The organism is Scytonema hankhaensis NUACC26 (assembly GCF_045865695.1).
Taxonomy (GTDB): Bacteria; Cyanobacteriota; Cyanobacteriia; order Cyanobacteriales; family Nostocaceae; genus Scytonema.
Genome location: NZ_BAACAP010000248.1, coordinates 121,344 through 146,002 on the forward strand (window position 1 = coordinate 121,344; position 24,659 = coordinate 146,002).

General features: G+C 38.9%; 15 protein-coding genes and 1 pseudogene. 12 read left to right on the forward strand and 4 right to left on the reverse strand.

Features of this window, described 5'->3' with window-relative positions; all coding sequences use genetic code 11:
* Positions 1–23: 23 nt before the first annotated feature.
* A pseudogene (locus ACKTT2_RS45865) lies at positions 24–437 on the forward strand (TrmH family RNA methyltransferase); the annotation flags it as partial.
* Here the strand turns inward: ACKTT2_RS45865 and ACKTT2_RS52460 are convergent.
* Complete coding sequence (locus tag ACKTT2_RS52460) at positions 434–661, reverse strand: hypothetical protein (RefSeq protein ID WP_500691432.1); 228 nt, start codon at positions 659–661, stop codon at positions 434–436. The pseudogene ACKTT2_RS45865 and the gene ACKTT2_RS52460 sit on opposite strands and share 4 nt — an antisense overlap.
* 40 nt (positions 662–701) lie before the next feature.
* Between ACKTT2_RS52460 and ACKTT2_RS45875 the strand changes: the two genes are divergently transcribed.
* The 11 genes from ACKTT2_RS45875 to ACKTT2_RS45925 all read left to right on the forward strand — a co-directional run bounded on the left by ACKTT2_RS45875 (position 702) and on the right by ACKTT2_RS45925 (position 21,293).
* Complete coding sequence (locus tag ACKTT2_RS45875) at positions 702–1,496, forward strand: DMT family transporter (protein ID WP_407899287.1); 795 nt, start codon at positions 702–704, stop codon at positions 1,494–1,496.
* A 532-nt stretch (positions 1,497–2,028) separates the two neighbouring features.
* Positions 2,029–4,158 (forward strand): tRNA-guanine transglycosylase DpdA, encoded by a 2,130-nt coding sequence (dpdA, locus tag ACKTT2_RS45880; protein ID WP_407899290.1) that lies wholly within the window; start codon positions 2,029–2,031, stop codon positions 4,156–4,158.
* Positions 4,159–4,183: 25 nt separating this feature from the next.
* The gene (locus ACKTT2_RS45885; protein ID WP_407899292.1) at positions 4,184–5,008 is read left to right on the forward strand and encodes a hypothetical protein; all 825 of its coding nucleotides are present in this window, start codon (positions 4,184–4,186) and stop codon (positions 5,006–5,008) included.
* Between the two features lie 396 nt (positions 5,009–5,404).
* Positions 5,405–8,740: a protein DpdE gene (gene dpdE / locus ACKTT2_RS45890; RefSeq protein WP_407899294.1), complete on the forward strand. Its 3,336-nt coding sequence runs from the start codon at positions 5,405–5,407 to the stop codon at positions 8,738–8,740.
* Positions 8,740–11,280 (forward strand): protein DpdF, encoded by a 2,541-nt coding sequence (dpdF, locus tag ACKTT2_RS45895; protein WP_407899296.1) that lies wholly within the window; start codon positions 8,740–8,742, stop codon positions 11,278–11,280. Before dpdE ends, dpdF begins: the two co-directional genes overlap by 1 nt.
* The gene (gene dpdG / locus ACKTT2_RS45900) at positions 11,277–12,158 is read left to right on the forward strand and encodes a protein DpdG (RefSeq protein ID WP_407899299.1); all 882 of its coding nucleotides are present in this window, start codon (positions 11,277–11,279) and stop codon (positions 12,156–12,158) included. The genes dpdF and dpdG overlap by 4 nt, the downstream gene beginning before the upstream one ends.
* A complete protein-coding gene (gene dpdH, locus ACKTT2_RS45905) occupies positions 12,155–15,262 on the forward strand; it encodes a protein DpdH (RefSeq protein WP_407899301.1) in 3,108 nt (1,035 codons plus the stop codon). The genes dpdG and dpdH overlap by 4 nt, the downstream gene beginning before the upstream one ends.
* A complete protein-coding gene (locus ACKTT2_RS45910) occupies positions 15,262–15,963 on the forward strand; it encodes a hypothetical protein (RefSeq protein ID WP_407899303.1) in 702 nt (233 codons plus the stop codon). Before dpdH ends, ACKTT2_RS45910 begins: the two co-directional genes overlap by 1 nt.
* Positions 15,964–15,986: 23 nt before the next feature.
* Positions 15,987–20,474 carry a protein DpdJ gene (gene dpdJ, locus ACKTT2_RS45915; RefSeq protein WP_407899305.1) on the forward strand — a complete coding sequence of 1,496 codons (4,488 nt, stop codon included), beginning with the start codon at positions 15,987–15,989 and terminating at the stop codon, positions 20,472–20,474.
* Between the two features lie 223 nt (positions 20,475–20,697).
* Positions 20,698–21,090: a hypothetical protein gene (locus ACKTT2_RS45920; RefSeq protein ID WP_407899307.1), complete on the forward strand. Its 393-nt coding sequence runs from the start codon at positions 20,698–20,700 to the stop codon at positions 21,088–21,090.
* Positions 21,087–21,293, forward strand: a complete 207-nt coding sequence (locus ACKTT2_RS45925) for a hypothetical protein (protein ID WP_407899309.1) — start codon at positions 21,087–21,089, stop codon at positions 21,291–21,293. Before ACKTT2_RS45920 ends, ACKTT2_RS45925 begins: the two co-directional genes overlap by 4 nt.
* Here ACKTT2_RS45925 and ACKTT2_RS45930 read toward each other — a convergent pair.
* The 3 genes from ACKTT2_RS45930 to ACKTT2_RS45940 are packed head-to-tail and all read right to left on the reverse strand — an operon-like array spanning position 21,290 to position 24,567.
* A complete protein-coding gene (locus tag ACKTT2_RS45930; protein ID WP_407899311.1) occupies positions 21,290–22,150 on the reverse strand; it encodes a hypothetical protein in 861 nt (286 codons plus the stop codon). The genes ACKTT2_RS45925 and ACKTT2_RS45930 overlap by 4 nt on opposite strands.
* Positions 22,151–22,154: 4 nt before the next feature.
* A complete protein-coding gene (locus ACKTT2_RS45935; RefSeq protein WP_407899313.1) occupies positions 22,155–23,450 on the reverse strand; it encodes a DUF3696 domain-containing protein in 1,296 nt (431 codons plus the stop codon).
* A 1-nt stretch (position 23,451) separates the two neighbouring features.
* Positions 23,452–24,567 (reverse strand): GmrSD restriction endonuclease domain-containing protein, encoded by a 1,116-nt coding sequence (locus ACKTT2_RS45940; protein WP_407899315.1) that lies wholly within the window; start codon positions 24,565–24,567, stop codon positions 23,452–23,454.
* Between the last annotated feature and the right edge of the window lie 92 nt (positions 24,568–24,659).

The following is a 24,659-nucleotide window of genomic DNA, read 5'->3' on the forward strand; positions in this document are numbered from 1 at the left end:
CCTTCGGCTTATCGCCAGGAAACTTAGGAACATTAATTCGTACTTCTGAAGCTGTAGGTGGTGCTGGATTCGTATTTATTGGTGGGAGAGTAGATCCGTTCGCTCCTGACGTTCTGCGAGCATCTATGGGCGCACTCTTTCGTCAGAAGTTTGTACGCACCGGATTTTCTGCACTGAATGAGTGGATACATTACCACTCCTGTCATGTTATTGGTGCTTCACCAGACGGAACAATTGACTTTCATCAGTTTGATTATCCTGGTTCAACTGTTCTGTTCTTAGGTGAAGAACGTCAAGGTTTGACCCAACAACAGAGAGATTTGTGTCAGCATCTTATACGGATTCCAATCGTAGGTACTGCTGACTCTCTCAATCTCGCTGTAGCAGGTAGCCTCTTAATGTATGAGGTTTATCGGTCAAAAGTCTTCAAGGTCTAAAACTGCATTTCGTTATGGAACGGGCGTCCTCGCCCGTTCTTAACAGAGATGGCTAGAGGAACATCAAGCAGTTGTTGATGCCCTGGTGCAGAATGATGGTAAAACTGTAGCAGATTTGCTTCGCTACCACGTTGAAAATGTTGTAAATCGGGAGGAAAGACTTTTATGAATAGTTTTCCATCGTGAGAGGGTGTACATCTCCTCACGATTGTTTCTTTCAACATAGGTGCATTTTGCCTTTTTTCAAGGATTTAGTTTATTTCTATGTTTCAGGCTTTACTTGGTATTCATCTAGCGGTACTTCTATTTGGTATTTCAGGTTTATTTGGTAAGCTTATCTCAGTATCGCCCGTCGTAATAGTCTTTGGGCGCACGCTTGTAGCTGCTTGTACTCTAGCGGTTTATAAAATCAAGGAAGGAGGTTTCTCCTATTTTTCTATAAAAAGAAAAACACTCGTGCATTTCATCTTACTAGGTGTGCTATTAGCATTCCATTGGCTCAGCTTTTTCTATTCTATACAGATATCTACAGTAGCGGTTGGACTTCTTTCTTTTTCAACTTTTCCAATCTTCGTATTAATTTTAGAGCCTTTCTTCTTTAAAGAGAAAATATCGCCTTTTGAGTTAGTATGCGGTGTCATTGTATTTCTAGGGCTTTGCTTCGTTGTTCCAACATTCGATATAAAAAATAATCTTTTTCAAGGAACTGCTGTTGGTATCATTTCAAGTTTATCATTTGCGGCGATCGCTGTTTTGAATAGATTATTTGTTGGTTCCTTTTCTGCAATCAAAGTAGCTTTTTTCCAAAACACTTTTGCAGCAGTCATCCTTCTCCCTCTCGTACTTTCATTAAAGCCAACCATTTCATACAAAGACGGTCTTCTTATTCTCTTCTTAGGTATCTTTTGTACTGCTGTTGCTCATACTCTCTTCGTTAACTCACTTAGAAAAATTCCGGCTCGTACAGCGAGTATCATTGCTTCATTAGAACCTGTATACGCCATAGTTTTTGCCTATTTTCTGCTGGGAGAAAGCCCAAGCGTTCGCCCACTCAGGTAAATTATCTAATTTTTCGTCACCTACCAAAAACACTGCAAGACAACCTAGTTGCTTTGCAACTTCTAAACTTTCTGTGTAAAAATCTCCAGCCGTTTTAACGGTTACGGAACCAAGAGTAAAAACGACTGGCGCGGTCTCAAACACTGTTGTCGTAAGAGGATAGCTGCATCTTACCAAAGACACAAATAACAGGTTTAACAGGATAGCGTTCCACTCAGTCTATGTATACAGCATTTACTTACGTAGTTATACAGTCAGAATCATAGCAACAACATTTAAACTTTATTTTTCGTCAATTTTGTCCATACCCAGTTATAATGACTAGTCTCAGAAACTTAATTTGAGCTAAGCCACATAGTACAGGGAGCAATCGATCTACATTCTCAAAGAGGTCTTGCCTTTTGAGTAGAAAACTGCAAAGCTCAATGGTTGCTAAGTATATTTGTGACAAAACTAAACAGCAGATACTAGCAGGTGTAAAACTGAAGGTCGCGCTGTTATAAACTTTAAGGTATTTTACTGTACTATGAGGATGACTGAAGTATCTCAATCAACAGACGCTTTTATACCAAATGAGACGAGGCAAGATCCTCGCGTCCTAGTTGTTACTTCCTGCACTGGAGAAAAGCGCTATAAGCCTCTGAATCAGCTAACTCTAGAAGATTTTGAGAATCAACATAAATTAAGAGAGCGTGAGAAAACTCTCTCGGAATTTGCTTGTCGAGCCAGCCAGATGTATACAGGACAGCAGCATCTCCGGATTATGGAAGGTGTAAACTTGCTACGTTCCTGCTTTGGAGAAAAAGCAGTAGACTTGAAGATTCTTTCAGCAGGATATGGATTAATCCCAGAAGACAAAACTATTGTTCCTTACTCAGTTACTTTTAACGAAATGAAGGAACGAGAAATAGATCGATGGGCGCAGGTTCTTGGAGTACATGAAGATTTTGAGCAAGCAATCAGTAAGTATGATTTAGTGTTTGTTTTACTAGGAGAGAAATACCTAAGAGCGCTTGATTTTCCAGTGAAAACTGAATCCGAACAAACCCTTATTTTTTTAGCTTCAAACCAGAGTTCTTCTTGTATCCGCTTCCTAAATATCAATACAAAATATTTTATTTTAACCCTTTCCAATGCTGAAGCATCCCGTTTTGGTTATGGTTTAGTGGGATTAAAAGGATATCTTCTTAAACTATTTGCAACTGAAGCAGTAGACAAACTAGATTTGCTGTACCAAGTTTATCAAACTCCTGAATTATTCTTACAAATAGTAGACAAACAACCACAGCAATTAGAATTACCAATAGAAATTTTAGTTAAAAACAATCAGAAAAAAAAGACTAAATTACTAGAAAATAAGCCGATTTTCTTAGAAAATTTCAGCAAAATTCTTGAATTACCTGCTGCTCGTAATAAAAATTTAGAAATGTACTATTTTATTCCTGAGTGGGAGGATCGAGTTGATAAGGGGTATGATTTTAAAACAGATTCATATACACCCAATCGCATTGCTTATAATGACGACATATATGCTCACGAAATATACGATGAACCAAACTACCATGGAATTTTAGTATCTAAGGTTGTGATAGATAAAAGAAAGAGAAAAAAAGCTGATGTAGAAAAAGCTGGTGGTATCCACAATTTTATAAAATTTTCAGGTAAAGTTATGGGTGATTGTGGAGCTTTTGGTTATATAAAGGAAGAAGAGCCTCCATACACAACTGAAGAAATTATTGAGTATTATCAAAATCTTGGCTTTAATTATGGAGTCAGTATCGATCACTTAATTGTTGGAGCATTTACACAGCCAGGTATAAGAGAAAAACGGTATGAGCTTACTTTGAGAAATGCTTGGGATTTTTTAGAAAAACATAAAAAATTTGGATGTACATTTACACCAATTGGTGTAGCACAAGGGTGGAACCCGGAAACTTATTCAAAAGCAGTTCGCGAACTGCTTGATATGGGTTATGATTATATTGGTTTAGGAGGACTAGCAAGAGCAAAAAGTGCAGAAATTTTAGAAATCCTTCAAGCTGTTTCTTCTCATTTAACTCCTAAAACTAGTTTACATTTGTTTGGTGTAGGGCGTATTGATGATGTTCCTTATTTTCATCATTTAGGAGTAACAACTTTTGATTCGGCAAGTCCGCTACGTCGCGCCTGGTTAGATTCAAAATCAAACTATCATACTCTTGATGGCAAAAGTTACGCTGCTGTCCGGATTCCATTCGTAAACAAGCCATCTGTAAGAATTAAGCATTTATTAGAAACTGGTCACGATCGTAATGTCCTGTTATCACTTGAAGAAGAATCGCTAAACGCACTGAGAGAGTTTGATGCAGGCAAACGCTCTGTAGAAGATACTCTTAAGTCACTACTCGCATACGATGAGTTGTTAGAATTACCTCGTGATGGGAAGGTAGCTCCAAAAGCTAAAGCGAAACGCCAAAAGCTTCATGAAGTGATGTACAGAGAACTTTTAGAAGATAAACCGTGGAAGCAGTGCAATTGTGTAGTCTGTCAAAAGATTGGAGTTGAGGTAGTTATTTTCAGAGGAAACGATCGCAACCGTAGACGGGGCTTTCACAATACCTATGTTTTTTATCAACGGTTTCAAGATTTCTTAAAATCAGAACAACCAGAAAGAGTAGAATAAGATACTGATGTTATAAGAAAAATTAGTGAGCAAGAAATTTTTACCAGTCTTTTCTGTAGATTGGTCTGGTTTGGTAAAAAGATTAAAAAACTTAGAAGGAAACTACGGTATCTTAGCTCCTATCTCATGCTATAAAAAACTCCTGATGAGCATTCGAGACACAGGTAAACCTTTTTTTATAGATAGTGGAGTTTTTGAAAATCGAGGTTCCCCTTGGTACTCTCAAATTCATTGTGAGTTTCAAAATGACCGTTGGGTGCGCCAATTATATTTAGCTTCCGAACAACAATTGCGTCAGAAAATAAAAGAATATATTAAGCGGTGTGATGAGTTTAGCCCTGATTACGTTTTTGCACCCGATATTTTTGGAGAACCTCTATTATCTTTATACCTCGCCCGACTTGCTTGGGAAGAATATTGGACACGACAAAGAACTTATACATTGATTGGCGTTGTTCAAGTTGGCTCAGTCATTTACAACTGGTCACAGAAACTAGTTCCACAGCCCGACTCTTTTCCACCTCACTATGAATCTCCCAAAAGTTTCTTAGCTTCCCTTATTAGTGCGTACCGAGGTATTGGCTATGAGTATCTTGCGTTAGGAGGCTTACTGAAAGCTGACAATACTATGCCAACAGGCTTGAAGTTTGGGATGTCCTCTAAGGAACTAGATGAACTCCTAGCTTGGAGCCGACCGGAATTTGTCTTAGGTGGGCTAGCATTAACCCGTCTAGAAGTTCTGAAGAAGCATAACGTATGGGCTGATTCTACTAATTGGCTATGGTGGACTGAACGTTACGACTATCAAAGGTTTAGTAACCGGGATGTCTTCCAAGAAGTTTTAAGCTAAACTTCACTCTAAGGGCTTACACAAATATAACTCCGCCGCAAAATCCCTAAAATTAACAGCAAATAAGGTTTTAAGGCTTATTTAGTTCATTTGTTCGGAAAAAATTCAGTTTTCCGAACAAATGCTAGTCTCAACTACCCTGTAGTCCTTAACACGTCAAATATTAGAAAAATTCATCATGACTGGTATTTTTTTTTATAATTAGGGAAATATAAGTAATGAATATTAAAAATATGAAATCCTCCTAGGTGTACTACTAGCAAGTTCCATAATATACAATATGCTTATTCATAGATTTAAGATGTTCGGGGACAGAATACCAGAGATTAGCCTAGAAAAGCTTGTCTTTGAAGTTCTCTATATGAATTCAGCAATTGCACTGATGGAAATAGGAATATGATACAGTCTGGTTCATTAGTGCGATTGCAGGATAACAAGTTAGGCATAGGAAAAGTCACTCAAATACTTGATACCCAAGTAACAGTTGAATATTTCTACTCCGTTGCACAACGCCTAAAAAAATCCTTGACCTTAAATTCACTGCGTCCTGTTAGGTTACAGCCTCAGACTCGATGTTATATCTGGAATGAAAGCCAAGAAACTTGGACAATAGGCAGAATTTACCAATGGGATGATGATATTTGTCAGTATCAAATTGACCTACCCGATCGCCAGACAATGTTGGCTAGGGAGCAGGATGTTTTCGTTCGTTGCAATCTCTCTATCGCAGACCCTATAGAAACCCTGGTCATGAAAGGTCAGGAAACCCCTTACTTTCACGACAAGCGATTAAGTTTAGTTCAATGCCTAATTGAGCAACGTGCTATCAGTCGAGGAATGACGGGTTTGATTTCGGCTAATATCAAGCTTTACTCCCACCAGGTTGAAGTTGTGCGCCGTGTTTTGGAAGACCCAATTCAACGCTACTTATTAGCAGACGAGGTTGGACTGGGAAAGACTATTGAAGCAGGTGCAATTCTCCGCCAATACCTAATTGATGAACCTTCAGGACGTGCGCTAGTGCTGGTTCCGCAATATTTGCAGGAACAATGGCAGACTGAATTGGAGCACAAATTTTACATCTCCCACTTTGGTGACAGAGTGAAGGTGTTTGCAGTTGAGGATGTAAATCAGGTGGGACAAGATACCGATTTTGGCTTGCTGATTATAGATGAAGCGCATCATATCGCAGCAATGGCAATATCCTCTGAAACAAATCGGCGTAGGTGTTTTGAGATTTGCAAACATCTGGCAAATAAAAGCGATCGCCTGCTCTTGCTTTCCGCTACTCCAGTCCTCAATCACGAACAGGATTTTCTGGTAATGCTGCACCTGCTCGATCCTGTCACTTATCGCCTTGATGATTTAGAGGGTTTTCGGATTAAAGTGCAAAAACGTTCCTTAATTGGTAGAGTTTTGCTTTCTTTTAGGGAAGGGGCTAAAGCATTCGTTCTGAAAACTAGCCTGAATCAACTTCGCAATTTGTTTACAGAAGACAAATGTGTACTGCAATTGGCAGAGGAATTACAAAATGCCTTGCAGGCTAATGCTACGGACACAAATAAAATAGTCCGGGCTATTCGCATCCACATTAGCGAAACTTATCGTTTGCATCGTCGGATGCTTCGTAACCGTCGTGCGGGGGTTGCGGATGTCATCTTCGACCGTAATGTAACGCCGAAAGTTGAGTATGACATTGATGAGCGCACTTACACCATCCACGAACTCATTGATAATTGGCGTACCATTGCTCCTCAGCAAGAGGAATACGGGCGAATTTTTCTACTGTTATTTCAAGCTTCCGGTACTTTGTTAGAAATTTTACAACAGGTAATTACAGCACGTTTGGGCAGTAAATCTTCTGCCGCACTTAACCGAGAATTTGGTACTGATGATGTCCGTATTTTGACAGAATTCCCCTTGTTTGAGGAGGAACAAGAGATTCTGCAATCATTATTAAAAATAATTCAACAACCCTCAGAGGATGGCGATCGCAAGGAACTATTAAAGATAGTCATCCTAAATCACCTTTCACAATCTTTGGGACTGCAATCTTTCCGCAGCAACATCAGTAAATTACTCGAACGGGTGCAACAGCGGATTAGCAGACCGATACCTGGTGACAAGCTGCCTAAAATTGTAATTTTCACGAGTTTTGTGCAAGTAGGGGCAGAAATTGTCAGGTTTTTGAAGAATAACTTTGGTCAAACCGCAGTTGCTAGTCATTTATTTGGGCAATCTCGCACTCAAGTGGAACAAAATCTGAAGCAGTTCAAAAACGACGCCAGTTGCTTCATCCTCGTCTGTGACCCTTCTGGAGAAGAAGGACGTAACCTGCAATTTGTGGACTGGACAATTCATTTTGACCTGCCGTGGTCACCAAATCGCCTAGAACAAAGAATTGGTAGAATTGATCGCATCGGTCGCCCATTAAAAGTTGAGTTTACGGTATTTGCAGGTACAGACTTACCAGATAGCCCCCATAACGCTGTATATCAGTTATTAAAAGAAGGGTTTCGTATCTTTCAGCAATCAATCGCTAGTTTGCAGTTTTATGTTGATGAAAAACAGTCAGTATTAGAAGCTACCCTATTCCAATCTGGTGCCAATGGACTCTTAGATTTGATAGCAGTTATTCAGGAGGAAATTACTGAAGAGGAGGTAAAAATTAGCGAGCAGAATGTTCTTGATGAAATTGACGCACAGGATGAAAGCGTATATGAGTATTTTCAGGCGCTAGATGATTATGATGCTAATCATCAGAAAATTCAAAGAGCAATCGAAGGTTGGCTCAAAGATGCTCTACAATTCCAGCAAATTAATGACCCAAATATGTCGGAGGTAAAGCTTTATATAGCGAAAAAGCACACTTTACTTCCCGCAGACCATGTGCAAAGCCAATTTGCACGTCCTTTAAAGCAATCCGGAACTTATAACCGTAGGGTAGCAAATCAAAATAAAGATATTAAAATATATCGCAATGGAGAAGCATTGGTAGAATCGCTAGCATCTTATATCCGATGGGACGATCGGGGTAAAGCTTTTGCCATGTGGCGTACTGATGAATCTTGGGACAAGAGCGAAGGTATGGAGTGGTTCGGCTTTCGCTTTAACTACACAGTTGAGTCTAATTTGGCAACTGCTAAGGAAGTTTTCCAGAACTATAGACTAAACGATACAAAATACAAAAGTCTAAAACGACGTACCGATGCCTTATTTCCGCCATTGGTCAAGACTGTATTTATTGATGCACGGTATGAACCTATGTGCATCGTGGAAGATGAGGCGCTGCTAAATCTACTACACCGGAACTACAATGGAAAAAGCCTTGGAATTAATCGAGATTACAACTTGGCAAAACGTCGATTAGCAATTCTCAATCAATTTGTTGCGCCTAGCCAATGGCAAAATTTTTGTAGGCAAGCACGTAGTAGCTCGGAAGAATTACTCAGAAAGCGTCCCGAATTTATAGAGTTATGCCAAGAGCGTAGCTTGCTTGCCGAAAAAAAACTAGAAACCCGTCTCAACCAACTGCGTCTGCGCCTAATGCGACTTTCAGAAACAGAGCCAATCTCCAATTCCTTATTAGCTAAGGAAGTAGATATTGAAACTGCTTTAAGCCAAGCAATTTTAAAAGGAATTCGCCACCCAGACATTAGACTTGATTCTGTAGGATTCATTATCCTTTCTGGACGACCTCCAGTGCAATCTGAGGAAGAAGGAGATAATTGATGACTGACTCTTTTCAAGAACTTAACGAAATTTTACAAACAGGTAATATCCCTGAAGATACAAGCGATTTTTCAGAAGCTTGTTATCAGCGTTTACTAGATGCACTTGGTAACTCATCAGGGTCTGGAGACATTGTTAGTTTAGTGCGTCATATACTGCGACGTGAAGATGTAAAACAGGGTGTAAGTTCTCAAACTCTGCTGAAAGTTCCACGAAAACCTCCTTTTCCCAATCGCAGTATTTGGGAACAATTTAGTATAAAGGTACTAAATGACAATGATGATGATGAGTACTATCTCATTAATGCCCATCCTTGGCAACCGGAATGGTTAGAGCTTTCTGAGCAATATCCCCCAGACACGCCTGTATTTAAAGAAGAAAATCGGCGTAGTTACGAGGAAGTAGCACCAGATCCGTTTTTGTCTTTGGTGCAAAGGAAAAGCTATCGCAGTGTTGGGCAACGGGAAGCAATTCGTGCAGTTTTAACTGCTCCTGAAAATTCAAGTTTAGTGATTAATTTACCTACTAGTTCAGGAAAAAGCCTTTGCGCTCAACTACCTGCCTTGTTGAATTCCAGAACCAGTGGTGTGAGTGTCGTTGTTGTTCCGACTACTGCATTAGCAATTGACCAAGAACGGGCTCTTAAACCTTTTGTAAATCATGATACCGCTTATTATGGAGATAAGTCACAGGAGGAACAAGAGCGACGGGAAGGAATACGCAATCGCATTCGTGCGGGAACCCAACGCATCATATTTACCTCTCCTGAAAGTTTAATGGACTCCCTTGCACCCGCCCTGTATGAAGCTGCAAAGTTAGGAATGCTGCGTTATTTCATCATTGATGAAGCGCACATGGTAGAGCAATGGGGTGATGATTTTCGTCCTGCTTTCCAAGAAATTCCAGGTTTACGAAGGGATTTATTGCGTCTTACCTCTTTTACAACCTTACTACTAACTGCCACTTTAACAGAATCATGTTTAGATACCTTAGAAACCTTATTTGGGAAACCTGGGGAATTTCAATTGATATCTGCTGTAGAGTTGCGTTCAGAACCTTCCTACTGGTTTTCGAATTGTGAGACAGAAGAAGTCAGAAAGCAACGTCTATTGGAGGCAGTTTATCACCTTCCTCGTCCGCTAATTATTTATGCGACCAAACGCGAAGATGTTGAATCTTGGAAGAGAGAATTAAACCGTTCTGGCTTTAAAAGATGTGGAGTCATGACTGGTCAATCTAGTTCTCAGGAAAGGTTACAATTAATTAAAAATTTGAGAGAAAAAAAATTAGATATAGTTGTTGCGACATCTGCGTTTGGATTAGGTGTGGATCAAGCAGATATACGAGCAGTTATTCATGTTTGTGTTCCTGAAACTATAGATCGTTTCTATCAAGAAGTAGGGAGAGGCGGGAGAGACGGTAAAGCATCAATATCACTGACGCTATATACAGATTTAGATTTAGAGATTGCCAAATCTTTAAATGAAAATTCTCCCATTAATATCGAAAGAGGTTTAGAACGTTGGCAAAGTATGTTTAATAGAAAAGAAAGTTTTGGGAATGGACAATTTCGCTTGCCTATCAATACGCCTCCTTCGTCCAGAGAGGAAGATATTGATATGAAAAATAAGCAAAGTACAGCTTGGAATATCCGTACACTAACCTTGATGAATCGTGCTGGTTTAATTGAGATAGAATCAGCAGAACCTCCGCAGAGGAAAGCCTTTGAATCAGAAGATTTATATAAACTAGCGTGGGATACTTACAGAAGTTCTCGTGTCATTCGTATAAAAAATGAATGTCATTTGGACAAATCTACTTGGGAAACTGATATAGAGCCAATTCGTCTGCAACGTCAAAACTGGAGTTATAAAAATTTACAATTAATGAAAAAAGCTTTAAAAGCAAAAGTTTGTATTTCAGAAATATTTGCTGAAGCTTATACAATTCCTCCACGTCAAACAATAAAAAAAAGAAACGGAGTGACAGTTGTTCGTGCTTGTGGTGGATGTCCAGTTTGTAGAAAACAAAGGAGAACACCTTTTTCAGGAATTATGCCACAACCGCTTCCTGTGTGGCATAATCCTAAATTTTTTGTTGGTGAAGAATTGCAAAGGTTACTTGCCAATGAGAAATTGATGCTGATTTTTTATGAGTCTTTAGAAGATAGAAGTAGGAAAAGACGAATGAACGCAGTCATTAAATGGTTTATTGGACAAGGAATTATAAATATTATAATTCCTCATAATTATCAAGAAAATTTAATTCAAGATAGGGTTCAAAATTCTAATAATTTTATTTTTTTATTTGAAAAATATCAACCGATTACGATGCCCCACGTCCCTACTTTAATCTTTTATGCTTTAGGTAATTTCTTCTCTCACAACTGTTTATCAATAAATCACCAATGGCAAGCTCCCCGAATTATTTTACTACCTATGGATACACCCGATCCTACTAGAACTGACCGAAAATTAATTAATATTTTTCCAGGAAGGCAATTTAAATTTGATAGATTCTGTACAGAGATTGGTATATGAGTGTACTTAAAGAACCTTTGGCAACACCTAGCAGAATTAGAGGTATTTACAGATATTTGTTACAAGTAGAAGGACAACGGGAGAAAAGAGAGGTAATTGAAAAAATTTTGTCGCCTAATGAATTGGTTAAAAATGCTCCTTTCCCTCGTCCAATGCTAAGCAGAAGCCTCAACGAGATGTGCAAGATAAAACTTTTATTAGAAGAAAATGAAGAAACTTTTATTAATCCGAATTTACCAGAAGATGCTCGCGATCCAAAAATAGGCGATCGTTTGTTACCTAATACTCTGGCTAACCTCTTTTTTGCTTCTGGTAGTACAGATGATCGAGATTTTGGCAATGTTTGTGCTTGGTTTTTAGTACAAGACATATATGAATTTCATGGAACTTGGAAAGTCGTAGAACGGGAGGTAACTCAGCAAGGGGTTGGTGAGTTACTAAAAATGTCGAATAACGCTCTTTTTGGCCAAATGGATGATTGGATGTGCTATATGGGTTTAGCTTGGGGTCATGCGTTAGATGGAAGAGTCACTGTTCCCGATCCTAGTTTATATATTAAGCGGAACCTTAAAGATTTGTTTGAAGAGCAAGTCGGTACAAAAATTCTCCTCCAAGTATTTATTGATAGGTTAGCTAAAAAATGCCCTCTTTTTGAAACAGGTCAGTTTCGAGAAACAATTGAGGAACATATTGGTTACCGTCAACCTAATTATTTATCGACTAGCACAGCTTTTGCTTTGTTTCGTTTACAGGATGAAGGTTATATTCAGCTTAAACGCGAGTCAGATGCTGACTTAATGATTTTGCCTAAGGCGAATAATCAAGTAGATGATGATGGTCGAATGTCTCATATTATCTGGGAAGGAAAAGCAGTATGAGTTTTCAAAATTTTGTGTGCTGGAATTTGGATATGGTGCATCACGTCATGAACGTAGAAGCTACCCAACCTCCAAACCACCTGTTTTTAGCCACTCACCATCCTATCACTATGTATCGCCAGGAGTTGATTGGTTCATCTTCACAGATTAAATATGATGAGCAACAATTTCTTAAAGATTTTCTGGCGGAAAAAGATTTTGCTTTTGTACCAGTTTTAGGCACTTCAGGTACAGGTAAATCTCACTTGATTCGTTGGTTAGCAGCTAACATCAAATCTACAGACAAACGGAAGGTTTTATTAATTCCTAAGATTGGTACTAATCTGAAAGATATTATTGGTTTAATCCTGGAGGGAATGGAGGGAGAAAAGTTTGATAAGTATCGTCAACGTCTCAGTCAAGCAACTAACACCTTAACCGATAGACAAGCACGAGAGCAGCTACTCAATCAACTGGCAGTAGCTGTAGGTAAAAATGGAAATAGAGATACAACCCAACTTACCGAAGAACAAAATCATTTAGTTGAGGAACTTGATTCGCTGCTATACGATCCATTTTTCCGCGAACATTGGCTGAAAGATAATGGCATTATTCATCGCTTGACGATCCATATTTTGGGACAACGAGATACAGTCGAAATTGTTGAAGAAAGGCGGCAGTTTTCAATTGATGATTTGCCTCTCAACCTTTTAGACTTAAAAAAAGCTGGACAACAAGCAAAAGAGTTTTACAGGTTTCTTATAAGTAACGAAAATATCAAAAAGGCAACTGTAGATTGGTTGAACGATCATTTAGACGAAGCTATTATCCAAGTTTTAAATTTGGGTCAAGAAGACTTGCAAAAATTAATGACTGATGTGCGCGAGACTTTGGCAGAACAAGACATAGAGTTAGTTTTGCTGATCGAAGATTTTGCCAAGTTGCAAGGTATCGACCGCGAAGTATTAGAAGCAGTTTTAGCAAGACCAGAACAACCGGGACGTAAACCCTTGTGTTCTATCCGTACCGCCTTAGCTTGTACTACGGGTTATTTTCAAAGTTTAATTGATACAGTCCAACAGCGCGTTACCTTTAGTGTAACTCTTGATATTGGAAAAGTAGACCAATCTTTAATTAGTCAAGATGATATTCAACACTTTGTTGCTAGATATCTCAATGCGGTTCGCTTAGAAGAAGAGGTCATTTTAAATTGGGCAAATTCTCATGATGAAGAAGAAAATTCTCAAAGCGAACTGCTGGTAAGTGCATGTACTGAATGCGTACACCGCCAAGCTTGTCACACAGGGTTTGGGGAAGTTAATGGTATGGGTTTATATCCATTCACAGACATAGCTATAAAACAGATGCTTGGTCGAGTCAATCCAGAAAATTTTAATCCCCGAATTCTAATTAAAGATGTTTTGAAATACACACTGGAAAATGGATGTGATGACATAAAACAAGGATGTTTTCCGGGAGTCAATTTACGCGAACATTTTGGCAGAATTCGTCTGGGTGCTATGCTTCAAGGAGATATTAAAGCTAAAGATTCCAAAAATTATGACCGACGCACAACACTTATAGAGTTGTGGACTGATAGCAATGTCCTTTGTGATTTACCTGCTGAAGTCCACACAGCTTTTAATTTACCTAGTTTGAATGTGAAAACTTACAATACAAAAGGAACACAAACAAATATTTATCAGCTTAAAAGACGCGATGAATCTTCAAAAGAAAAATCAAGTAAATATCAAATTTCTTCTAAATCTATTAGTGATAGTCAGGAAATTGAAATATCAAATCCATTGATAGAAAAGCTGAAAAAACTTGACAATTGGAATAACCAAGGAGATTTATCTCAAGATATAGCTCAAAATTTGCGTGACTTTATATTTCCTGCGATTGTTCAAAGAATTGAATGGGACAGTGAAATATTACTAGAGAAAGAATTTGCTAGTAGTGGTAGCAAATATTTTAAGCAAAAAAATATTGTCTTTCACAGTCCCAAGGTTACACGAGAAACTATAGCTGGGGTAAAATTAAAGCTTCCTCTAAACCCCGATAATTCTGATGAGTTCAGAGAAACCGCGATCGCCTTTCAAGGTATCATACAATACAAGTACTACAAAAACTGGAAATTCCCCGATGGCGATCGCTATTTCCGCCTATACAGTAAATATCTCGAAAAATGGAGTCAGTACGTTTTAGATGGAATTCGCCGCTATCCTCGCGAGTCTGGGGAAGCGTGGAACCCAGTACCAGCCGCCGTGGAATTGCTAGCGATAACAGCCACAATGGCGGGACACCCAACTGATTCTCTAGAGAATTTGATTAATTCTTTGTTTTTGGAGATAGATAATAATAACGATGCTAATCGTGCATCTAGTTGGAAAAAACTGTTTGAATCTCTCAAAAAATATCGCGTACCACTGTTAGAAATTGTTAAAAGTCGCATCGCTTGTACCAAAGGGAGTTCTAATCAATTTCAAATTATTGATGCAGTTCAAATTCTAGAACCCCTAAAACAAATTAGTCACTTCTGGCAACCCCAGTGTGAAATCCCAAAAGATATTAGCGGTGAGTTTTCAGACATTGATAAGGCGCGTCAACAAGTCAATGAGCTATTAGAAAAAGCCATAGAGGAAGAATGCGAACGTCAACTAAATTCCTACCAGGTTCTCATCTCGGAATTAGGAGAAAACCCTAAGAAAAAGGATGTTATTGAAGCTGTAAAACAGGCAATGGATAAAGCACAAGATGTAGGTGGATTTCGTGGGAAAGAATTCACTGAAATGGCAGAGTTATTAAAACAGTTTAATAATCTTGCAATTTCTAGTTATATGAAATCAATGCAACGCCTCAAAACAGAAAATAGCGATTCAGAAACCCCTTCAAGAAAGCTGCTACGCTATCTTAGCGAGAATCATCAAAAAGTCATGACAGATGGTTCAGCATTCCTCAAAGATACTAATCATTTTCTTGATGCTTCGCTTTTTGAGGCACAAAAGTGTATTGCTGATTTAGAACAATCAGGTGGTCTAACAGTAGAATCTACTCACAATGCAATTTCAGACGGACTGGCTGACTTGCGGAGTCTCATTCATGAAATCAAAGGAGAGTTGTAATGCTTGTAGACAAAACACAGCAGCTTGTCAATTTATGTCAAAAGAGAAAAAATCTGCAAACCTCTGCAACTAATCTTAAAGAATTTAAGTCAAGACAGAAGCAAATTGCAGATGCTGTTACAGCTATAAAACCTCTTGTTGAAGCATTAAAAGCTTTTCGTCAAAGAGGTATTACAGATTTTGATGTCAAACAAACAGCAGATGCTCTCATAAAAATTGTTGTTGAAGCAGAAGCAAAATTTAAAGAAAATCCTGAGTGGATTAACCAAAATTTTAATGGCAATAATTTGAAATTGAGAAGAGAAAGCTTAAAAACTACCTTAGAACAGCAACTAGGCGATGCTTGGAAAAGATACTTAATTCAACAAAATATCCCCAAACCCAGTCATGAAACGCTTAATCTGTTATCTAGAATTGATACATTTAGGAAAACAGTTCAACAATTCCGGATTCTTGAAGGAGAATTAAATAAAGTTGTTTTTCCCAAAAATAATGCTGAATTTGAGATATATGAACAGAAAATTGAAGAACTCAAATTATACTGGAACAGCCTCAGTTCTGATGACATACCACAATCTGTTTTGGAATTACTTAAAGCAGCCGCCAATCAAGGCGCATCGCTTAATCTTCTGACTCCAGAGGTTATGAATTGGATTAACCAACACGGTATTTCTGATGCTTTAAAAATTCGTTTTACTTAAAATGTTTATAAAGGGTGAATAAGGTGAGCACTAAGAGGGATATAGTCATTAGAGAATTTTTGGATTCTTTAGAGCGTCAGGAAGTCCAACTGCTTGTATGGGGAATAGTTGACGGTGGATTTTCCAAAGCGGAAATTGAAGTCATTGCTGAAGAATTTTTGAACAAATATGAAGTAGATGAGGATGTTTGGGATTTCTTAGAGCAAACTCTCGAACGGCGTTTGCTGTTTGAATTTAACCTTAGAGGTAACCTTATTTACCGCACTCGAATGACAGAAGCGGTGAGATTGTTTGCTCGCCTTCGTCAACTTTTTCCTAACAATCATTGGCAAACTGCCCCAACTCTCGTTGCTGATTATCGTTTTCAAATGCGTCCTAGAGTTTATCCAAAACGCCACCTTTCTCCTGCAAAAGTGCTGGAAAGGCTGGAAACAGAAAAACTGCTAAATCCTGTTGTGCTAAAGGCGGTGTCAGCAATACTTTGTTCCTCTAACCGAGGTGAATTGCACTTAGCAGATTTTCAGTTACGCGCTACAAGTCGAATGCTGCAAAATCTAAATAGTACCAAAAGCCGTGGGATAATTGTTTGTGCGGGAACTGGTACAGGGAAAACCTTAGCATTTTATTTACCAGCATTAACCCATATTGTGGGGTTACTTAAAAAAAACGAATATTGGAGCAAGGGACTCGCTATTTATCCCCGCAACGAACTACTAAAAGATCAGTTTTCTGAAACCTATACTGAAGCACGTCGTCTTGATAATGTTCTCATGGGGGAAAGAAACCGCAAAATTCTCATTGGTGCATTTTTTGGACTAACTCCCAGAAACTTGAAAGATGTGGAGAAAAAATGGCAATCTGAATTTGGAGGGTTTACTTGTCCTTACTTGCGGTGCCCTAGGTGCGAGGGTTTACTTTCCTGGCAACGGGAGGATTTGCAGGCGGGTAAAGAAAAACTTGTTTGTCTAAACCAATCCTGTGGTGCAATCGTTCAGGATGATGAGGTCATTCTGACACGCGATCGCATGGCGAAAACTCTCCCTGACTTGGTTTTTACCACCACAGAAATGTTAAATCGGTCAATGGGAGACTCGCAATACGGTCATGTTTTTGGCATTAGGGCTGCTAAACCGCCACAAATGGTGTTGTTGGATGAGGTTCATACTTATGCAGGAATACATGGGGCGCAAGTTGCTTACCTATTGCGACGTTGGCAGAAGGTAATAGGTACAAAAGTTGATTTTACAGGTCTTTCAGCAACTTTGGAAAATGCACCGGAATTTTTTGCCGAACTCATCGGTCTTTCCTTTGCTGTGGTGGAAGAAATTTCGCCAGGAGAAAACCTGTTGGCAGAGGGGATGGAGTATCAGTTGGTTCTCCGGGGCGACCCAGTATCGGGAACAAGTTTGTTGTCTACAAGTATACAAAGCGCAATGCTTTTGCGGCGGGTGCTAGATCCATCTAATAACCCTCCCAGTATTGGTATGTATGGTTCTCGTGTTTTCACCTTCACTGATGATTTGGATGTAACCAACCGCTTATTCCATAACCTTTTAGATGCAGAAGGTCGCGATAGTTGGGGGCGTCCTTTGCCACAACGGGAACCATTAGCAGCATTACGAAGGCATGGTTTGGCAAATAGCCGGGAACGCTTTACAGTCGGTCAATCTTGGCGTATGTGCGAAGAAATTGGTCACGAGCTGCAAATCCCTTTGCAAATTGGGCGTACCAGCTCTCAGGATACAGGAGTTGACCAAAATTCAGACATAATTGTTGCTACTGCATCTTTGGAAGTAGGATTTAATGACCCAAATGTTGGAGGTGTTATTCAGCACAAAGCCCCACGAGACATGGCATCCTTTCTTCAAAGGAAGGGACGCGCAGGACGACGCCGAACTATGCGACCTTGGACTGTGGTAGTCCTTTCTGATTACGGGCGCGATCGCATAGCTTACCAAGGCTATGATATGTTGTTTAGCCCAGTTCTGGAAAAGCGTTCCCTACCCATTGCCAACCGCTACGTTATCCGCATCCAAGCAGTTTTTGCGTTCATGGACTGGATAGCCCAACAATTAAGCACTATTGTACCAAAAGGGAGTGTATGGAATGATTTTGCGAGTCCGTCTTTCTATGCACGCACTCGTCAGCAACAAGAAATGAAACTGATTGAGAATATTTTAGAAACGGAAAAAGGGCAATCGAACCTAAAAGCATACTTACAATCCGCGCTGCACTTGACTCAAGATGAAGTTGAGGCAATTATGTGGGAACCCCCTAGGTCGTTGATGATGGCAGTACTTCCCACCTTATTACGTCGCTTGGAGTCTGGATGGAAGCGAATTCCCATCCCTCCAGAGGAATTAGACGATGACTATCAGCTTTCCTTCACACCCCTACCAGATTTTGTCCCTGCAAACTTATTCAGCGACTTGCTTTTACCTGAGGTAACAATCACTACACCAGCACAAACACGTAATAGCGAGGAAGATGTTAACTCAATGCCAATTGTGCAAGCCCTAAAAACCTTTGCTCCAGGAAGGGCAACACGCAGATTTGGAGTGCAACACATTCATGCTACACACTGGGTTAGCCCACTCAACTTGCAGCAGGCAGAACAAGATTTACCAGTGGAAGACTACTGTATGGAGTTTGAAGAGTTAGGGAATTTTCAGCTTTGGCGGGACGGACAAGTTGTTGATATTCGCTGTATTCGTCCTTGGGCAATTCATGCGACGCAAGTTCCGGGTGATATTGCTATTACATCCAATGCTCAGTTAGAATGGCGTAACCAAATTATACCACCAGATGCAGGCATCAAACTGGATTTACCTCATGGTTCTGCCTGGAGTCAAATTATTACAGAAGTTTGTTGTTTCACCCATACTCAACAATCCCCAATTGAGGTGCGAAGGTTCGCCATCGCATCCCACGCCAACATCCGCTTCCAAGATGGTCAGGAATTAGATACCACAATTCACTTTACCCAGCAACAGGATAGAAGCCCCGTTGGTGTCGGGTTTGCCCAAGTGGTTGATGGTCTGGTGTTTCGCTTTCGTCACCTTACGCCTCATCTCTCACCATCGGCAGAGAGGGGAGTTCGCACGGCGTACTTCCGGTATCGAGTTTTGACCGATACCAGATTATGTGTATTAACCAATATCTTTCAACGGGATTGGCTTTATCAGATATATGTATCAATGCTGACTACTCGTGCTTTAGTACAGCAAGTTTCTCTACCTGAAGCTTTTGCAGCGCTTTCCCGTGACAATATTGGTCAGGAAATGGCAAGGGTTCTGGGTAATATCTTTCAGACATTGAATGTGGAAGAGTCAGAATTAGACCCGACACCAAGGCGACAACGGGTTCATGACACCCTGTTAGCACTTTGCAACACTGATGACATACAAAGTATTTTAAATGACATCGCTCCAGTGCTGTGGTCAGAACCAGATGAGGAGTGGCAGAACTTTTGTGCTTCCCGCTTCAAGGCAACACTAGGAGGGGCGCTGCTGGATGCCTGTGGGCAATTGTGTCCTCAATTTGATATGCAAGATTTGCTTCTGGATATTGATGCCGATCCCCGTCCTGCAGATGCACCCACTGTACCAGAGGGGGTGGAAGAAATCTGGATTACTGAATCTACTATCGGTGGTGGCGGAGTCATTGAGGAGATTGTGCGGCGCTATGCAGCCGATCCAGCTAATTTCTTCCGTTTGGTGCAAACTGCTTTGGAACCGTCAGATTTTGAGATTGTGGACACTGAACTCACCCAGTTACTAGAGTTGACTGAAACCAGTGCTGAAGTTGTTGAGGCAATGGCAAGCGTGCGATCGGCAGAGGGATATAGTGAGCTAAAACAGGCAAGTGTCTATTTCCGCAAAGTTCTATCTGCCCAAGGAGTATTGATAACGCATCCGGTGATGACTGCAATTAATGCCAGGGTTTTGCGTCCGGGGAGTAACCAGGAAACTGACAAATTGCTGCTAGATTTGATTCGGTTGTGGCATCAGGAAGAAGAAAGGTTAGGCATTGAGATTGATGCGCGAGTGTTTGCCTATGTTGTTAGTGATGATGACCAATTAGATAACGCATTGTGGCATCTTGGTTTGGTAGAAGCTAACCCCTACTGGCGATTCCAAGTCATTTATGGGCTGTTGTGGGCAAGGGGTAATAGCGTGCGATCGCGTGCCTTATCTGCTTACAATCCCTTTGCTGTACTTCCCGATGCCGATAGAGAACTTTTGCTAGCTGTGATACAAATGGATGAACGCACAGTTTCTCTACACGATCCCGACTGGCGCGAACAGGTAGAAGATGCCTTTAAGCAGGGTGTATCAGTTTTGCTTGTGGTGCGATCGCATGCAAGAAGAGAGTTGAAGTCAGCAATATTGAGTTTGGTCGCGGAACCTATGGAACTTGGGTTTTTACAGGTTTACCCATTAGTAGAAGGTATACAGCGACAACCACAGGGGTTTGCAGTGCGGTTGCGGGTACGGGAAGTGGTGCAGTAACGGATAGGCAACATTTCAATGGTTAAGCAAGAGCGCAAACAAAGTTTTCTTACTTAACAACTTTCATGACTTGCCAATAAGATTTTTGCTTTTCTATTAAGATGGTTAATCCTAGATAAGGGTTTGGCTTGATTAAACTTTGTGGGACTGGTGGAGATGGAGCGCTTGTTTAAGCATTGCTCATGTTAGGCTAGTATCGATCTCCTGAGTTTACTTGAGTTTTATGACCGTTGCTCAGTCAGCAAAACCCTCTAGCAGCGATATTACGGTGACATTGAAGCGGCTCGTTGCTCTTTTAGAAGAGGATGAGACGGATGAGTATGGGATTTTACAACCGAGTCAAGCCGCCTTTAAGTTGGCGATGCGATTGGTCGTAGATGCCTATGAAGCAATGGGCGATCGCTTTCCCAAAGCATCGGCTTCGACGGATGAGCAAGGCGGTATTCGACTAGCATGGAGCAAACAGTCGCCCGAACGTGAAGTCCGGTTAGTTTGCCCAGCTACAGCCGAACAACAAGCTTATCTGTACCATGAAATGGAAGATAATTATGCCGTCAAACGGGATATAACAGCATCTATATTGGCGCAGTGGTTGGAGTGGCTGAATCAAGCATGACCCAGTTTGAGCCATTGCCAGAAGATGCAGTTGTTTATCGGGCACTGCTGCGTAAACAGTGGATATCGGAGGATGCTGTCGCGATGATACGCACCCAGTACCCAGAAGTGGTGGAGACATTGGAAGTCGTGACTGTGGGCGGCGTGCTAGCACCTAATCAAGTCATTGCTTTAGAGTACAGTCAGTTTCTATCAAGTACTTAAGATATGTCTATAGTTTTATTCGGATCGCTTTTGGAATAATCAATATTGCCTTCTAAATCAGCCTCTCCAAGATGTTGTTTGCCTGTTTTATCAAAAACTTCCAAATGAGCTGCTTTGCCATAATGTAAATTGTCTATATACCAATACCTTCCTGTAGTCAATTCACAGTAAATAAATCTTCCATCATACCTAAATGATGTTTTTTTAAATCTCTTAACATTTAGTAAAACCGTTTGTTCATCTCTGGGTGATTCAGTAGTATTTAGAGAATATTCTAATTGGCTTAAATGTAGTTTATGTTTTAACCAGAACTCCAGTGCTAATTTACTCTCAACACCATCTAAACATATTTGATAGATTTCATCGTTATTTTTAATAATGGTAATTAAGCAACTATTGCTAATATCAGGGTGAGGTATTCTAAAACTAGAATTAATAAAATTAATTATCAAATATTCCTGTTTGTGGTTTTGCAATTTTCTTTCGGCTATTTCAGCTAATGAAGTATTACTGACATTTTTATAGTCATTATCAATAGTTAAGCAATCAAACAAATCTTCTGAAGAATGTATCTGTTCTTGACGCCATTCTTTAGGATTCAATTTATTGAAGACAATATTGATAAAAGCAACTCTCAAAGATTTATCTTTGATTTGATTAAGACTAGCATTAAAATTAGAGCCTTTTATTGCTTCATAGTTTGCATATATATTACTATCATCTTTATAAAGTTTTTTATCTTTGATTTTTTGATTAATTAACTCAAAAATAGAGATAAAATTTTTTATAGCATCCCGAAATTCGGCCTCTGTAATATACTGACCCTCCAGAGAAACTTCATTGATAAATATTTCCATTATTCTATATTCCAAAAAGTCGAGAAAAATCTTTATCCATTTGGTCAAAAAATCCATCTGGCCATTCTTCAATTTCTCCCTTAGGTTGAACGGGAATCTGCACAACTGGCTGCTCCGGATTTTGTTGAAAATATAATATATTCAAATCTTCATAGTCAATAATTTGATCGAGTACAGCTATTCGTAAACCATTCAAAATATGATCGCTGTGGGACTCAATAAAAACTTGTACACCACAACTACTGACTTTGGCTAAAAACCGGGCTAATCGGGATTGCGCTCTTGGATGCAAATGTGCTTCAGGATTTTCCACAATTAATATCTCACTTGGTTTAGCAATCAATCCTGACACAACAATAGGTAAAACACAGTGATATCCAAAACCAACATTAGCTGGCTTATAACGGTCTTTGGAAGCACTCGTATTAAATAAAGGTTCTAGAACATTGCTTATGGCTTTTGGTATTTCAACTTTGGCTCCATCAAAAATTTGATTCAACCATTCTTCTGTTTGAGTAGATAATGTTTTTGCATTTTCTCCTAAACAAAGTTTCTCATTAACTAAATCATCTCCTTTTTTATAAAGTACATTAATAGTGAATTCGCCTTTAGCACCAACATTAGGAAAGTTTGTGAGAGTAGACTTAAAATAAAATTCTTGCGGTCCTATCCTATCTGCTGATATATAGTGAATATGACTAAAATTTAATAATTTGCTTATCTCATCTAATAAATTAAAAGACTCATGACCAAGGCTAACTGGAATATTATCTTTAGGTATTAATTTAGATAACTCGGAATGGTAACTGCACTTTAGCGGTTGACTATCATTATTATAATTATATACTTCAAACACTCTAATTAAAGATGTTTTTTTATAGATTTTGTCTACTTTCTCAGATATATCAACATCATTTTTATTGAAAAATCTAACACTATTAATCTCTGCCACCATATCATCATTGTTATTCTCTTTTAAAAGGTATTCAAGAAATCCTTCATATTTTTTTTCTTTTCCGAAATCTTGATGATAATGATACTTGATTAGTATATATTCTTCTCTTGAATTATTACTATTTCTCGCATCTGTAAAATTACCTAATTTTACACAACTACCATTCAATATGATTTGATCGGTCACCTCATTATGCTCAATAGATTGACGCATCAAAAGAAGGGATTGTAAAAGAGTTGATTTACCTCTCCCATTTATACCTGTTAATAAATTTAGCTTTTTCAAAGGAAAACTTACTTCTTCCTGAAAACACTTAAAGTTCTTTAAATTTATCTGTCTTAGCATTTTATACACTACCCAAAATTTCTTGTGCTATTTTGAATCTGCTAATCACCTTAGCCTTACTACTAGTAGCATACTTCACTGAATCAAGATATTCTTGATTCTCTAGCAATTTTATAAAGTTTTGTTGTATGGTTTCTTTATGCGCTGTCAAAAATTCATCACTATTCAAGGAAAAAAAGTAAGATACAGACTCGAATATAGCAATATTGATTCTTCCTCTACTCTCGCCAGAGGGTAAGCGAAAATTTTTCTTACCGAAAAAATCATATGTCCAAATCATTACACGCTCAAAATCTTTCTTAAGTTGCTCTATTTTTTCATTGGGCATCTTATTAATTTTTTTCATAGCGTTTTCTACAAAATCACTCAGATCGCCTTGGTAATCATTTTCATAATTAAAAATTTTGAAGGCTAAATATCGCAAAATAACTTCTCTGTCTTTCATCCTTTTTGGTGAAATTCCCTTATCAATAGCATTTTTAAAAAAATCTTTTTCTGATAATTCCTTTAAAAGCTTTGTAGATTTTCCTGAAAAGATACAATTTCTGACTTCTTGACGCTCAAGTTTTGTTCCTCCAGTATTAATTCTATTGAAAATATCATAAACAATTTTTATCGGTACAGAAGGTTTGATAATGTAAATGTTCAGTTTTTTATCTTCTACTTTGGTTTGATAATCTCCTGGTAATCGTTTCAATTCCGAGAAATTATAACCATTTAACTTAGTAAGAGCCTCTAAACCAGTTAGTTTAAACTCATCATTAACAAATTCGTGTAGTGTGGATGTGCGCTGTAATCCGTCTACAATAAGATATTTACCTTCCACGGTTTGATTCACATACCAAGGAGGTAAGGGAAAGTTAAGAATAACAGATTCAATAAATTTACTTTTCTGTTCCAGTTGCCAAACTAAATTACGTTGAAAATCTGGATCTATAATAAGTTTTCCATTATCGTATTTTCTCATTAACTCAAAAACTGTTTGAGGATCTTCTCTAATGTCAATATCTGCCTTAGTTGGATCATAAGGATACAAACCTCCATTATCACCTCTATCTTCTTCAGCAGTGTCTTCATCCGTCATGATGACATCGCTGTCCTGCACTTCACTATCCATTTTTGCTTGCTCCTTCTCCAAATTTATATACACGATATAATTAGAACTTACTGTAGATTTTTAACTATCTGATAATTAAATTATGACATCTC